This is a genomic window from Serratia bockelmannii (genome assembly GCF_051803255.1).
Lineage (GTDB): Bacteria > Pseudomonadota > Gammaproteobacteria > Enterobacterales > Enterobacteriaceae > Serratia > Serratia bockelmannii.
The window spans coordinates 1383783-1396597 of record NZ_CP196512.1 but is presented as its reverse complement, the minus strand read 5'-3'; the positions used below and the strand labels follow the sequence as shown (position 1 = coordinate 1396597).

Below are 12815 nucleotides of genomic sequence, written 5' to 3'. Positions count from 1 at the left end.
CGGCCGTCGCCGGGGCATGGCGTTGAGAACCTATGGACCATCATTTGCTCGCTATCCGGGTATTTAACCGCGTGGTGGAAACCGGCGGCTTTACCCGCGCCGCCGAGTCGCTGGGCATGCCGAAAGCGACGGTCACCAAGCTGATCCAGAATCTGGAGGATCACCTGCAGACCAAGCTGTTCCAGCGCACCACCCGCAGCGTGTCGGTCACCCGCGAAGGTGAATGCTATTACCAGAATACGGTGAAATGGCTGGCGGATTTGGAGCAGATGGAGGGCTGCCTGACCGAATCGCAAAGCTCTCCGCAGGGCGTGCTGCGTATCGACACCGGCGGTGGCACCGCACGTCGCTTACTGCTGCCGGCACTGCCCGACTTTCTGGCACGCTATCCGCAGATACAGATCGATCTGAGCGTCGGCGACCGCGTGATCGATCTGATCAGCGACAGCACCGACTGCGTGATCCGCAGCGGTCCGTTGGCCGACTCCAGCCTGATCGCCCGGCGCCTGTTCGATTTGGACTGGGTCAGCTGCGCCACCCCAGCCTACCTGGCGCTTCACGGTACGCCGCGCCACCCGTGCGATCTGGAACAGGGTTTTCCGATGGTGCACTATCGCCACCCGCTTAACGACCGCATCCACCCGCAGCGCTATGCCGAACACGGCAAAGAGATCGCCATTCAACAGCGTTCCCCGGTCAGCATCAATGAAGGCAACGCGCTGCTGGCGGCGAGCCTGGCCGGATTGGGCATCATCCAGATCTATCGGTTTATGGCGCAGCCGCACCTCGACAGCGGCGAGCTGGTCAGTCTGCTGCACGATTGGCAGCCGCCGCCGGAGCAAATGTACGTGGTCTACCCGTCCAATCGCCACCTCAGCGGCAAGCTGCGGGCGTTTATCGACTGGGCGGTGGAGACGTTTGACAGCGGCAAGATGAGCCGCACGTTGTAGCCGCACGCAGTGTGGTATTATTTGCCGCATAGTGATTCACGACGGACAACCACCATGGCCTATATCCCCAAAAACTATGCGAAGCTGGAAACCGGCTACCGCGAAAAAGCGCTGAAACTGTTCCCCTGGGTGTGCGGGCGCTGCTCACGCGAATTCGTCTATTCCAACCTGCGCGAACTGACGGTGCACCATATCGATCACGATCACAGCAACAACCCCGAAGACGGCAGCAACTGGGAAATGCTGTGCCTGTATTGTCACGACCACGAGCACTCGAAATACACCGAGGCCGATCAATACGGTTCAACGGTGGTGGCCGGTGAAGACGCTCAGAAAGATATCGGCGTCGCCACCCACAACCCGTTCGCCAACCTGAAGGCGATGATGAAGAAGTAACGCCATCGACAGCTTAATGAGTCACTAACTTATTAAGCTGTTAAATTAACAAAAAATCTCTTCCGTTCCGCCACTTCCCAGAGAATTCCTACTTACCCACCCGGCCGATTCACCGCAAAATAAGCTGCGCAGTTAACAACATACTGGCTTGGCAAGCCGCCGCAGTTGGTGCATATTGTTCGCGAGTTGTTCTTGTTAACCTGTTTGATTATCAACCTAATAAGCATATTAACTTAATAAGTTATCAGCTTAATAACTTGAGAGATGGCAGCATGATTGTCCTGATTGGCTCGCAAAAAGGCGGCGTCGGCAAGTCGACGAAAGCGGTGAACATCGCCGGGTATCTGATTCTTAAGCAAGGCAAGACGGCGATCATCGTCGATGCCGACGACCAGAAATCGATCATGACCTGGTACAACGACCGTCAGAACGTCGAGGGGCTGCCGCACATTCCGGTGGTGGCCGCGTCGGGTAAAATCAAGGAAACGCTGCTGGAGCTCGATCGCCATTACGACTACGTGATCGTCGACACCGCCGGCCGCGACAGCGCCGAACTGCGCTCCGGCCTGCTGGCCGCCGATCTGTTCCTCTCGCCGCTGCGCCCTTCGCAGATGGATCTCGACACCATTGGCTATCTGTCGGAGATGTTCTCCACCGCGCAGGAATACAACGAGAAGGTCAAAGGCTACATCGTATTGAACATGTGCCCGACCAATATCTTCATTAATGAAGCCAACGAAGCGGCGCAGGTGCTGAGCGAATACCCGGAGTTCACCCTGGTGAGCAACCGCCTGTGCGACCGCAAGATTTACCGTGACGCCTGGGGTGAAGCCATCACCGTGCACGAGGCGAACAACGAAAAGGCGCAGAGCGAAATTGAATGCCTGGTGAAAGAGGTGATCCTGTGAAAAAACGCACCCCCACCCACCGCATGTCGGAAGACGAATTCATCAACAGCGCCACCTCGCACACGCTGCCGGTCGCGGCACCCGCGCCAGAAGCCAAACCGGCCGGCCGCAAGCGCACCTATAAGGCGATCTCCGTCAGCCTGACGGACAACCACATTGAGGCTATCGATGAAGTGATCGTGCAGGCGGCGCGCAACGGCATCGTGCGCATCACCCGTTCCGACATCATCAAACTGGCGATCGACGGATTGGCGGAGAAAAGCGAAGCGCAACTGCTGGCGCTGCTGAAAAAGCTCTGACCTCAGGACAACCGCCGGCTGGCCAAACCGGCGGCTGCCGTTACACCGACGAGAACTCGCGTGGGAACGGCATAGTACGATAGGTTTTACCGGTGGCCTTATGCAGCGCGCTGGCTATCGCCGGGGCGACCACCGCAGTCGATACTTCCCCGCATCCCTGCGGTGCACGCGCGCTATCGAGCACCACGACCTCCACCTTGGGCATTTCGGCGATCGCGAGCAGCGGATAGCGATCGAAATTCCCTTCCACCACGCCGCCCCGTTCAAAATGCAGCTCGCTGTGCAGACAGGTGGTCAGCGCAAAGCCGATGCCGCCCTCTACGTTGGCACGCACCAGGTTCGGGTTTATCACCTTGCCACAGTCAATCGCACATACCGCGCGCAGCACCCGTAGTCGCCCCCCCTGGATGGCGATTTCAACCACCAAACCGACGTAGGTGGTGAAAGCGTTATTGCGGCCGACCCAAATATTGCACGCCATACCGCGATAAACGCCCAGCGGCGGCTCATGCTGCCAACCGGCCGCCGCCGCGGTGGCGTCCAGGACGCGCAACGCTTCCGGGCTGTCCTGCAACAGATGCCGCCGATACGAATATTCGTCCCGGTTGGCCTTATGGCTGAGTTCGCTGATAAAGCTTTCCAAAAAGAACAGACTGGCGACGCTGCCGACACCGCGCAGATAGCTCAGGGAGATCGGCTGTTCGACGATGCCGGCCTCCACCTTCAGGTGTGGGATGCGATACGGCGTGCTGTAAACGCACTCCACCATACTTTCATCCCATCCCCCGGCCTCATTGACCGTTTCGCGCCGCATTTGCCAGAAGAGAGACTGCCCGGCATAGCGCGCCCACAGCGCCTGCGGGTAGCCGTTTTCATCCAACAGCGCCCGATAATGGCTGATGCAGGCCGGACGATAGTATTCATGCCGCATGTCGATCTCGCGCGGATAGATCACTTTGACCGGTTTCCCCACCGCCCGGGAGGCGGCGGTAGCATGCATCACGGCATCCGGCAGATATTTGCGCCCAAAGCTGCCTCCCAGATAGGTCGTATTCACCACCACATCCGTCGGCTTCAGCCCGAACATTTTCGCCAGAACGTTGCGTACCATGTCCTGGCCCTGGAAAGGGCCCCAGGTTTCGATACGGCCCTCGCCGTAATGGCTGGTGGCATTGCAAGGCTCCAGGGTGGCGTGCGCCACATAAGGTGCGCTGTAACGCGCCTCATGCAAGCGTGAACCTTGTTCAGCGCCACGAATCAACGCCGACGCCTCGCCGCGATCGACCGCCGGCACCAGCGTATCGCCATCCAGCATCGCCAGATTCTCTGCCGCAATCGCACTATCGGTCAGCGCTTTTCCTGTGCCCGGCAGCCAGTCGACCTCCAGCAAATCCGCCGCCTTTTTGGCCTGCCAGTAGCTCGCCGCCACCACGATCACCGTATTGAGCGACATATCGTGATCCAATCCGACCATGTTGTTCATCGACCACTGCCGGGTCAGCACCAGATCCACCACGCCCGGCATGGCCCGAATCTGCCGTTCATTGCGCACGGCGACCAGCTTTCCGCTGAGATCGGGCACCATCCAGGGGACGCCGATCAGCATCTCCGGCAAGTCGATATCGATACCGTAAATCGCACTGCCGTCCACTTTCTCCGGCGTATCGACCCGCAACAGCGGCTTGCCAATGACACTCTCTCGCTCTTGCGCCTCACTCTTTAAACCAGGCTGCGGATCCAAAGGCAGCTCGGCGGCATAGCGCACCAGATCGCCGTAGGCGACCTTGCGCTGTCCGCCTTTCTCAAGCACCCAGCCTTTCTCCGTGCGGCACTGCGCCGGTGAAAGCGCGAAATGTTTTGCGCCGGCCCGCAGAAAAAAATCTCTCGCCTGTGCGCCGGCCAGCCGGGCACGCTGATAAAATTTGGTCATGGAGGTTGAGGCGGCGACAAACTGTGCGAAAGCCTCGCCCCCGGCAACCTGACGGTAAGCGTCACGGCCGGTGACGAATTTCACCGTCACCTGCGCCCAATCGGCATCCATCTCCGCCGCCACCACTTCGGCTAGGCCGGTGTAAATCCCCTGCCCGACCTCACATTGCGACACGCCGATAACGATGCGCCCATCGCGATCGATCCAGATCCAATCGTTCAATTCATGCTGACCGTCCGGTGGCGCCACGTCCTGTGAAACCACGGCCGCCAGGCTGCGCGTCGATATCGGCAGCAGCATGGCGGCCACTGCCAACGCGCTGCCTTTTATCAAGGCTCTGCGGGTGATCGCCATACTCAAGATCCTCCCTTGTCCGCGGCGCGGTGCACCGCCGCACGGATCCGGTGGTAGGTGGCGCAGCGGCACAGATTGGTCAGGCCCGCATCTATCTGCCGATCGTCCGGCCTCGGGTGTTCCGCCAGCAGCGCGCTGACCGCCATGATCATGCCTGATTGGCAGTAGCCGCACTGCGGCACATCCTCCGCAATCCAGGCCTGCTGCACCGGATGACGGCGATCGAGGGACAGCCCTTCGATGGTGGTCACCTGCCGATCGCGCACCAATTGCAGCGGATAGCAACATGAACGCACTGCCTTACCGTCGACATGTACCGTACAGGCGCCACAGGCGCCAATACCGCAGCCGAACTTGGTGCCGGTTAACTTAAAATGTTCTCGGACCACCCACAGCAGCGGCGTATCCGGCTCGCCGTTAAATTCGACCGCCTGGCCGTTCAAATTGAACTTCATGCCATCCTCTCTTGGATCAATGCTTCACCCGACGTTTCACCCACGCCCCAATGACGATCAATACCAGCAATACGCCGCCCCAGAACACATAAGGCAATGACGTAATCAACAACGGTTTTTCACCGCCCGCCCGCTGCAGAGCCACTTGCTCCGGCGTTATCCTGACCGCCGGATTGCCGAATTGCTGCAATACGTAATTGCCCAACTCGGCCAGTTGCCGGTCATCCAGGCTATCGGCGAACCCCGGCATCCAGGTCTGCAGCGTCTCCCCCTGGCGCTGCACGCCATGCAGCATCACCATGATCAGGTTATTGGCCTGCTCGCTGCCTACGGTGGAGTTGTGCGTCAAAGAAGGGAAATGGCCGTCGTAAGCCCCCTCGCCGCCCAGGCGATGGCAGCTGGCGCAGGCAGCGGCATACAGCGCCTGCCCAGCAGGGTCGCCTTGGCCACCTCCCTGATAGTGATAGGCCGCTTTCGTTCCTTGTACGGTGACGATCGGCGGCGTTTGTTTAAGCCAATCGGCGATGGCATCGAGATCGTCGTCACTCAGGAAACGCAGGCTATGCTCCACCGCCTCCGCCATGCCGCCGGCCGCCTGGGCTTTGTCATTGCGCCCGGTACGCAGATACTGCACCAATTCTTCCCGGCTCCAGCCACCGATGCCGCTCACAGGATCCGAGGTGATATTCGGCGCGATCCAACCGCCTGCCTCCCCGCCCGCCAGGTAGCGATCGTCGCGTTCAGCCATCATCCCATTACGTGGGCTGTGACACGCCGAGCAATGCCCCAGCACATCCACCAGATAGCGACCACGCGTCTTCTTCTCGTCTGCATCGACGGGCGTTTTTTTCAGAAACAGCCAGTTCCAGCCGTGGATCGCATAACGCCAGGAAAAAGGGAACCTCAGTTGGGCCTCAGGCACCGCACGATCGACCGGTGCGACCCCGGCCATAAAATAGCGATACAACGCGCGCAGATCGTCATCGCTCAACCCCTGATAAGCGGTATAGGGCATGGCGGGATACAAGGGTTGACCGTCCCGCCGAATGCCCTGCGTTAAGGCGCGGCGAAACTCCGGTTCACTGTAGTCGCCAATGCCGGTTCCTTTGGCGGGCGTGATATTACTGGCGATGATGTCGCCCATCGGCGAAGCGATGGCATAACCGCCGACATAGGGGGCGTCCTGTTGGGCGCTGCCGCGGTGACAAGCCGCGCAATCTGCGGCGGTAGCCAGGTATTTTCCCCGTGCGATGACCTGTTGGTCATTCTGGCTGGCGAAGACCGAGCAGGAGAAGATCCCCAACGCGATAACGCACCGCTGTTGTGCTCTCCGCCAGCGGCCGTTCACGCTTCACCTTCCGGCTTCATCGCCCCCGCTCGCTCCTCCGCCAACAGCGCAAACTCGTCCGGCAACAGATTGTCCTGTTCGAGCATCGCTATCGCGTTATGTTTGATGCCAAACAATACGCGGTAAAAAGCCTCCAGATCGTCGGCCGAAATACCGCTAAGCAGCTTTTGCCGCGCCTGTTGGCTGGAATGATCCAACTGCGCCAGCATCTCCTGCCCGGCCTCGGTCATTCTCACGCCTTTGGCGCGCTTATCTTCGGACAGAGCATCGCGAGCGATAAGCCGATTTTTTTCCAGAAACAGCAGCGCGCGCGACATCGTCGAGACTTCGGCGTTCAAATGCTGCGAAACGTCTTTCAACGTGCAGCCCTCCCCCAAGTCGGCAATCGCACTCAGCGCCAGCCAATGCGGGCGCGTCAGATTGGTCATTTTCACCGACTGGTCCATCGCCGTGCGCCACAGGCGATTGGTCACATCCAGATGGATGCCCAGCGCAGCAGGGAGTTTACGTGGTTGTGGCATATCGGATTACTCTCGATTATTTATTTGCTTGTGCAAACAAATAGTAGATCGAACATGAGAACAGGATCAAGCAGATGAGGGAAAATAAAGTAAAAACGAGTTAATACACTTGGTTAGTTCGTATCGCACGGCATACGCTCCCCCACGACGGGGAGCGATAAGAAAAATTCAGTTCCCCGCCACCTTGCACCGGTAGTCCTGAATTTCACCGGCCGAGCCCAGGTTGAGATCGGTCAACTTCAAACGGTTTGCCAACAGCAGCATCTCGCCCTGTGGGCTGACCGCCAGCGCCAGGCCATAATTGCCGATGCTGTCGCCCTGCTCGACCACATAGTTGTGCAGTAAACGGAAAGGATCTTCCTGAGTTAAATCGGTGCCCGCCAATTTTCTGGCCAGATATTGGTGGCCGACCAATTTCACCGCCAGCGGGCGCCACTGTTGATCTAATTGCTCCGCCTGCTGCCCCAGCGCGTTATAGACATCCTGACGCAGGCAGGCAACGTGAATATGCAGCTGATTCTGAGAGCGACCATATTCCGAATTGACCGCCAGAGAAAGCCACGCATCTTTTAGCGGTTTACCCAACTCGCTGGATATATGTTCCCGGTTATTCCACGCCTGGGCGAAATAAGGCGGCGCGTGCTCCGTCTGCAATGCCGGGCTCTCGATGCCGCTGACCTTTTCGGTTGGCATCACCAGATCGTGATAGGGGCCTTTGCTGTCCTTAAACAGCACATAATCCTCGGTTAAATCAACCTTTAAGCAGGGCGCCGGATCGTGGTTCTGCTGCTGATTGGGCACGCACTGTTGGCTGACGATTTGCCACAGCGCATTCGGATTGCCGCGCCCGAAGAACCACCACAGCACCGCCGCCAGCAGCAAAATGACAAGCAAAATAATTAATAGTCTGAAAAGTCTTTTCATCGCGACGCCCTGTTTATCTATTCCATACCGAAAGGAGCGCCAGCATAAACCAAGGCTCTGGCATCGACCAGAATATTATCCTTAATGTCACCTTTCATTGACGTCTTGTTAGCAATGGATAATTAAAAATAAGCCTCCACCTGAGTAATTTAAGGTAAATTAATACCGCAGGTTGAATATGAGTGTGATATAAGCAGCCGGGACTCTCTTTATATAAGGAACCGATAAGATGCCAACGATGGGCAAATCCCTCCATTACCTCGACGTAGGGTCGGGCTTTCCGTTGCTGCTGGGCCACAGCTATCTGTTCGATCTGAATATGTGGGCGCCGCAGTTTGAAGCGCTGGCTAAACGCTACCGCCTGATCGTGCCGGATCTCTGGGGCCACGGCGATTCACCGGCGCTGCCGCCCGGGCGAAACAGCCTGTCGGATATCGCCGCCGACCATTTGGCGCTGATGGATCGTTTGGATATCGAAGAGTTCGGCATCGTCGGCCTGTCCGTCGGCGGCATGTGGGGCGCCGAACTGGCGGCGCTGGCGCCGGAGCGGGTGAAAGTGCTGGCGCTGCTGGACAGCTACCTGGGCGACGAAACCCCAGAAGCGCGGCAGCGCTATATGGGCATGTTGGCCGCCGTGGAGCAGGCCGGCGCCATCACGTCGCCCCTGCTGGAACATGTCGCGTCGCTGTTTTATTCCGATGATGTCCCCGATGCCTTATTGCAATCGCTGTTGTGTCAGCTCCAGAGCCTGCCTGCCGATCGCCTGCGCGAGAGCATCGTACCGCTGGGCCGGATGATCTTTGGCCGCCCCGACAAGCTGGCGCTGCTGGAACACATCACCGCCGCCAGCATCGTCATTACCGGCGCACAGGATAAACCGCGCCCACCGGCAGAGGGCCAGCGCATGGCGGATCTTCTCGGCTGCCAACATGTGCTGATCCCCAACGCCGGGCATATCAGTAACAAGGAAAACCCGGCGGCGGTCAACGAAACGCTGCTGGCATTTCTGGCTGAAAACACCACGCCGCTGTTCTGGTAAGATTCTCCGGGCCGCCAGGCCCGGCGAGTCATTCCGTACGCCGCATAAATCCGTGTCGGCTCAGTATGCCCTGCCCTTGTTCGCTCAAGATAAATGCGGCCAACCGCTGCGCACCGTCATCCAACAGGCATAAACCATAATCCGCCTCGATATCCAACGGTGGCGCCAGCGGCCGCACCGCCAACGCCGGGTAGGCCGCCAACGCCGGAGCATAGCTGGCGTAGCCGAGAAAAATATCTGCCTGCCCGCCGGCTATCAGATATTCCGCCGCCAGTCGGCCTGCCGGCACCGGGGCAGAATCTATCCCGCCGACTAACGGTAACGCCCGCCGGCGTAGCGCTTCCCCCTGCCCCGGCCAGTATTGCTCGCAGCGTTCAAAAAGCTGCAGCGCATAATCGCCGGAAGGATCCGCTCCCGGTGTCGAAGTGGCCAGCCGCCAGCGCGGATCGCACAATACCTCAGGAAGCGGACGCTCAGTTAATGCCGGCACGTTGCGAACCGTCACGCAGAGCCGATTGCGCGCAAAAACCTGCACCGCCCCCGCCATCCCGAGATCCGCCAACCTTTGCGGGTGCGCCACGTTGGCCGAGGCGAACAGCTGTGGCCGCTCGCCGTTCTCTATCCGTTGGCGCAACAACCCCGCCGGGCCGAATTCCGCCGAAACCTTTTGCCCGGTGTCGCGCTGAAATGCCGACAGCAGCGGCGTAAACGCCAGCCGCAGGCTGCCGGCGGCAAACAGCAGGATATCACTCATCATGTCGCTCCAATTGGCTGCGATACAGCGGCACCAGCGTCGCGTAGCGGCGGCCCGCCACCGTCAGCGGCACCCGTTCGATCGCTAGGCCGAACAAGGGTGACAGGGAATGTGCCGTTAACACCTCGCGGCAGGCACCGAGCTGGCTGCGCCCTTCCTTGCCCAGCAGCAAAGCCCGATCCGCCACCGCATGTGCATGGTTGGGCTGATGCGTGGAGAACACCACCGCCAACTGCTGTTCCCGCGCCAGGCGCGCCATCAGACTCAATACCCGATCCTGGTAGTGCAGATCCAGCGCCGAAGTCGGTTCATCCAGAATCAACACCTCGCAGCGCATCGCCAATGCGCGGGCGATCATCACCAACTGGCGTTGGCCGCCGGATAGGCTGCCAAACTCACGCTCTGCCAGGTGCTGTAAATCCAACGACTGCAACGCTTCTCTGGCCAGCCGATGATCCTTGGCTGACGGTGAACGGAACAGGCCAACATGGCGTGCTCGCCCCATCAACACGATATCCAGCACCCGATAGGCAAACGGCGGCGAAAAGTGCTGCGGGACAAAGCCTATCTCGCCGCGGCGCTCAATCTCGCCGGATTGCGGCGTCAGGCTGCCTAACAGCAGCTGCAGCAGCGTGCTTTTACCGCGCCCATTCGGGCCCAATACCGCCAGCACTTCACCGCGCCGCAGCTGAATATCCAGGTGTTGGAACAGCGGGGGCCCGCCAGGCCAGGCAAAACTCACGCCCTTGGCGGCCAATAACGTGTCAGTCATGCCAGCCTCTCACTTGCGCGCGGCGCAGCAGCAGTGCGAACAATGGCGCGCCAATCAGCGCAGTCAAAATGCCCAGCGGGATTTCGCTGCTGCTCAACGTGCGCGCCAAATCGTCGATCAACAGCATGTACAGGGCGCCCAGGCAAAGCGAAGCCGGCAACAGGCGCCGGTGATCCGGCCCCACCAGTCGTCTTGCGACGTGCGGGATCACCAAGCCGACCCACCCGATGCTGCCGCTGACCGCCACCTGAGCGGCCACGATGGCGGCACACAGCGTCAGTATCAGCCAGCGGGTACGCTCAACGTTGATGCCGAGCGCACCGGCATCTTCATCGCCTAACGACAGCAGATTGATGCGCCAGCGCAGCGCCAGCAGCAGACCGCCGGCCAACAGTAAAGGTAAAAACAGCATCAGCAGCTTTTGCCGATCGGCGGTGGCAAAGCTGCCGAGCAGCCAAAACACGATGCTCGGCAGCTTCTCTTCGGTATCCGCCAGATATTGCATCAGGCTAACGCAGGCGGAGAAAAAACCGCTGAGGATCACCCCCGCCAGTACCAACGAGAGAATATTGCGCCGTGCAATGACGCTGGTGAGGGTGAAAATCAACAGCAGTGCCGCCATGCCGAAAACAAAAGCCGACAGCAGCAGCGCCGCCAACGGCAGGCTGAGCAGGATAGCCAGCGTACCGCCAAAGGCCGCGCCGGAAGACACGCCGATAATATGCGGATCGACCAGCGGATTGCGAAAGACGCCTTGCAAAGCCGCGCCACACAGGGCCAGCGCCGCGCCGGCGCCCATCGCCAACAGCACCCGCGGCAAGCGCACCCCCAGGATCACCTGGCGTTGGACAGCATCGATGCCGGCATAATGCTGCCCGGTGAGCGGCTCCAGCAAAATCATCAGGCTGTGCGTAATCGGCACCTGAAAGCGGCCAACGCCGAGCGAAAACAGCGCGCAGCAAAGCGTCAGCAGCGCCAGCCAACCCAGCTTCATTGCCCGCTCTGGCAACAGGTGGCGCGGTAATAGCGTTGATAGTAAGTATCGACCCGCTGCTGCAGATGGATATCGGCAAAACGCTGCGGGTAAAGTTTTTTCGCCATCCACAACTCACCCAACGCCATCGCCTCCGGCATCGGATATCCCCAGGCCTTGGCGTACTCCGGCATCAGGTAGACCCGCTTATTCTTCACCGCGTCAATCGGCTGCCACTGCGGTGACGTCAGGATCTGTTTCACCACGTCCGGGTAGCGTTCTTGCACGAAAATCACCGCCGGATCCCACTTCAGGACATCCTCGATAGAAACCTGTTTAAACCCCTGGATCTCTTTCGCCGCCACGTTGAGCGCACCCGCGTGCCGCATCATCAACCCGGTATATTTGCCGGCACCGTAGGTGGTGAGATCGGGGTTGGCCATATACACCCGCACCCGCCGATCGTCCGGCAGCGTGCCCAGCCGTTCGGCGACCAGGGCACGCTGCTGAGTGACGTCCTTAATCAGCGCTTCGGCCTGAGGCTGACGCTCCATCACCTCGCCAATCAGCCGAATACCGTCCTGCAGCCCCAGCGTATAGGCCCGATCTTCATCGCTCAGTTGAGGGTTCATTTTGCCCGCCTGATCGGCCGCCTCGCGGCGCAGCGAGATAGCCACCACCGGAATGCCCACCCGTTCGATCTGTGCAATCATTTCCGGCGGCGCATAGTTGGCCACAAACACCACCTGTGGATGCAGGCCGAGCAGGCTTTCAATATTCACCGAAGTCAGATCGCCCGGCATCGGCAGGGTTGCCAGCGTCGGTGCCAGCCGCAGGTAGTTTGGCCCCAGCTGCTTTTTCCAACTGCTAAGCACGCCGACCACCTGCGGCATCGCATCAAGCTGCACCAATAGGTTCAGCGTCTGGTGTTGCAACACCACGGCACGGGTAATGTGATCGGGCAGCGTGACCTGACGGTTGAGCTGATCGGTGACCTGGCGATCCGCCAGGGCGGCGGTAGAGAACAACGCGAGCGCCAGCATCAGGCGCGGGAGAAAGTTAAACATGGCAGTGACCGGTTGATTATCGTTATATATCTAATAATATAGCGATGGGCATGGCGAAACAATCAGCGAGATCAAACCCTATGCCATGTATGCAGGAAGAAAAACGAGGAGATAACGATGGGAAA

Annotated in this window: 14 protein-coding genes; 5 read left to right on the top strand and 9 right to left on the bottom strand. The window is 59.5% G+C overall.

Annotated features, from left to right (window positions below):
- Positions 1-32 precede the first annotated feature (32 nt).
- The 4 genes from ACSJLU_RS06705 to ACSJLU_RS06690 all read left to right on the top strand — a co-directional run bounded on the left by ACSJLU_RS06705 (position 33) and on the right by ACSJLU_RS06690 (position 2553).
- Positions 33-950 (top strand): LysR family transcriptional regulator, encoded by a 918-nt coding sequence (locus ACSJLU_RS06705; protein ID WP_049203865.1) that lies wholly within the window; start codon positions 33-35, stop codon positions 948-950.
- A 54-nt stretch (positions 951-1004) separates the two neighbouring features.
- Positions 1005-1346: an HNH nuclease YajD gene (gene yajD / locus ACSJLU_RS06700; protein WP_004939576.1), complete on the top strand. Its 342-nt coding sequence runs from the start codon at positions 1005-1007 to the stop codon at positions 1344-1346.
- Positions 1347-1618: 272 nt separating this feature from the next.
- Entirely contained in the window at positions 1619-2254 is a 636-nt protein-coding gene (locus ACSJLU_RS06695; RefSeq protein WP_025301991.1) for an AAA family ATPase, read from the top strand.
- Entirely contained in the window at positions 2251-2553 is a 303-nt protein-coding gene (locus ACSJLU_RS06690; protein WP_033642294.1) for a hypothetical protein, read from the top strand. Before ACSJLU_RS06695 ends, ACSJLU_RS06690 begins: the two co-directional genes overlap by 4 nt.
- Before the next feature lie 40 nt (positions 2554-2593).
- On the opposite strand, the gene ACSJLU_RS06685 is transcribed toward ACSJLU_RS06690, so the two are convergent.
- The 5 genes from ACSJLU_RS06685 to ACSJLU_RS06665 form a co-directional block, all read right to left on the bottom strand.
- Positions 2594-4837, bottom strand: coding sequence for a xanthine dehydrogenase family protein molybdopterin-binding subunit (locus ACSJLU_RS06685; protein WP_197835258.1), 2244 nt, complete (start codon positions 4835-4837; stop codon positions 2594-2596).
- 2 nt (positions 4838-4839) lie between these two features.
- Positions 4840-5292 carry a (2Fe-2S)-binding protein gene (locus tag ACSJLU_RS06680; RefSeq protein WP_060447591.1) on the bottom strand — a complete coding sequence of 151 codons (453 nt, stop codon included), beginning with the start codon at positions 5290-5292 and terminating at the stop codon, positions 4840-4842.
- 16 nt (positions 5293-5308) lie between these two features.
- On the bottom strand, positions 5309-6640 hold the full coding sequence (locus ACSJLU_RS06675) for a c-type cytochrome (protein WP_342096505.1): 1332 nt from the start codon (positions 6638-6640) through the stop codon (positions 5309-5311).
- Entirely contained in the window at positions 6637-7161 is a 525-nt protein-coding gene (locus tag ACSJLU_RS06670; protein ID WP_049208938.1) for a MarR family winged helix-turn-helix transcriptional regulator, read from the bottom strand. Before ACSJLU_RS06670 ends, ACSJLU_RS06675 begins: the two co-directional genes overlap by 4 nt.
- A 168-nt stretch (positions 7162-7329) precedes the next feature.
- Positions 7330-8085, bottom strand: a complete 756-nt coding sequence (locus ACSJLU_RS06665; protein WP_342096506.1) for a CDP-diacylglycerol diphosphatase — start codon at positions 8083-8085, stop codon at positions 7330-7332.
- Positions 8086-8323: 238 nt separating this feature from the next.
- On the opposite strand from ACSJLU_RS06665, the gene ACSJLU_RS06660 reads away from it, so the two are divergent.
- Positions 8324-9124: an alpha/beta fold hydrolase gene (locus ACSJLU_RS06660; protein ID WP_080350744.1), complete on the top strand. Its 801-nt coding sequence runs from the start codon at positions 8324-8326 to the stop codon at positions 9122-9124.
- Positions 9125-9152: 28 nt separating this feature from the next.
- Here the strand turns inward: ACSJLU_RS06660 and ACSJLU_RS06655 are convergent, their stop codons facing one another.
- Genes ACSJLU_RS06655 through ACSJLU_RS06640 form a run of 4 tightly spaced genes read right to left on the bottom strand, consistent with a single transcriptional unit; the run spans position 9153 to position 12690 of the window.
- On the bottom strand, positions 9153-9878 hold the full coding sequence (locus ACSJLU_RS06655) for a substrate-binding domain-containing protein (protein WP_025301983.1): 726 nt from the start codon (positions 9876-9878) through the stop codon (positions 9153-9155).
- Positions 9871-10650: an ABC transporter ATP-binding protein gene (locus ACSJLU_RS06650; RefSeq protein WP_089180660.1), complete on the bottom strand. Its 780-nt coding sequence runs from the start codon at positions 10648-10650 to the stop codon at positions 9871-9873. Before ACSJLU_RS06650 ends, ACSJLU_RS06655 begins: the two co-directional genes overlap by 8 nt.
- On the bottom strand, positions 10643-11644 hold the full coding sequence (locus tag ACSJLU_RS06645) for a FecCD family ABC transporter permease (RefSeq protein ID WP_049208942.1): 1002 nt from the start codon (positions 11642-11644) through the stop codon (positions 10643-10645). Before ACSJLU_RS06645 ends, ACSJLU_RS06650 begins: the two co-directional genes overlap by 8 nt.
- Positions 11641-12690 carry an ABC transporter substrate-binding protein gene (locus tag ACSJLU_RS06640; protein WP_025301980.1) on the bottom strand — a complete coding sequence of 350 codons (1050 nt, stop codon included), beginning with the start codon at positions 12688-12690 and terminating at the stop codon, positions 11641-11643. Before ACSJLU_RS06640 ends, ACSJLU_RS06645 begins: the two co-directional genes overlap by 4 nt.
- Between the last annotated feature and the right edge of the window lie 125 nt (positions 12691-12815).

Coding starts and splice junctions, on each gene's coding strand:
- ACSJLU_RS06665 (WP_342096506.1), bottom strand. CDS start 8,085: ATGAAAAGACTTTTCAGACTATTAATTATTTTGCTTGTCATTTTGCTG.
- ACSJLU_RS06645 (WP_049208942.1), bottom strand. CDS start 11,644: ATGAAGCTGGGTTGGCTGGCGCTGCTGACGCTTTGCTGCGCGCTGTTT.
- ACSJLU_RS06660 (WP_080350744.1), top strand. CDS start 8,324: ATGGGCAAATCCCTCCATTACCTCGACGTAGGGTCGGGCTTTCCGTTG.
- ACSJLU_RS06640 (WP_025301980.1), bottom strand. CDS start 12,690: ATGTTTAACTTTCTCCCGCGCCTGATGCTGGCGCTCGCGTTGTTCTCT.
- ACSJLU_RS06685 (WP_197835258.1), bottom strand. CDS start 4,837: ATGGCGATCACCCGCAGAGCCTTGATAAAAGGCAGCGCGTTGGCAGTG.
- ACSJLU_RS06655 (WP_025301983.1), bottom strand. CDS start 9,878: ATGAGTGATATCCTGCTGTTTGCCGCCGGCAGCCTGCGGCTGGCGTTT.
- ACSJLU_RS06705 (WP_049203865.1), top strand. CDS start 33: ATGGACCATCATTTGCTCGCTATCCGGGTATTTAACCGCGTGGTGGAA.
- ACSJLU_RS06650 (WP_089180660.1), bottom strand. CDS start 10,650: ATGACTGACACGTTATTGGCCGCCAAGGGCGTGAGTTTTGCCTGGCCT.
- ACSJLU_RS06670 (WP_049208938.1), bottom strand. CDS start 7,161: ATGCCACAACCACGTAAACTCCCTGCTGCGCTGGGCATCCATCTGGAT.
- yajD (WP_004939576.1), top strand. CDS start 1,005: ATGGCCTATATCCCCAAAAACTATGCGAAGCTGGAAACCGGCTACCGC.
- ACSJLU_RS06695 (WP_025301991.1), top strand. CDS start 1,619: ATGATTGTCCTGATTGGCTCGCAAAAAGGCGGCGTCGGCAAGTCGACG.
- ACSJLU_RS06680 (WP_060447591.1), bottom strand. CDS start 5,292: ATGAAGTTCAATTTGAACGGCCAGGCGGTCGAATTTAACGGCGAGCCG.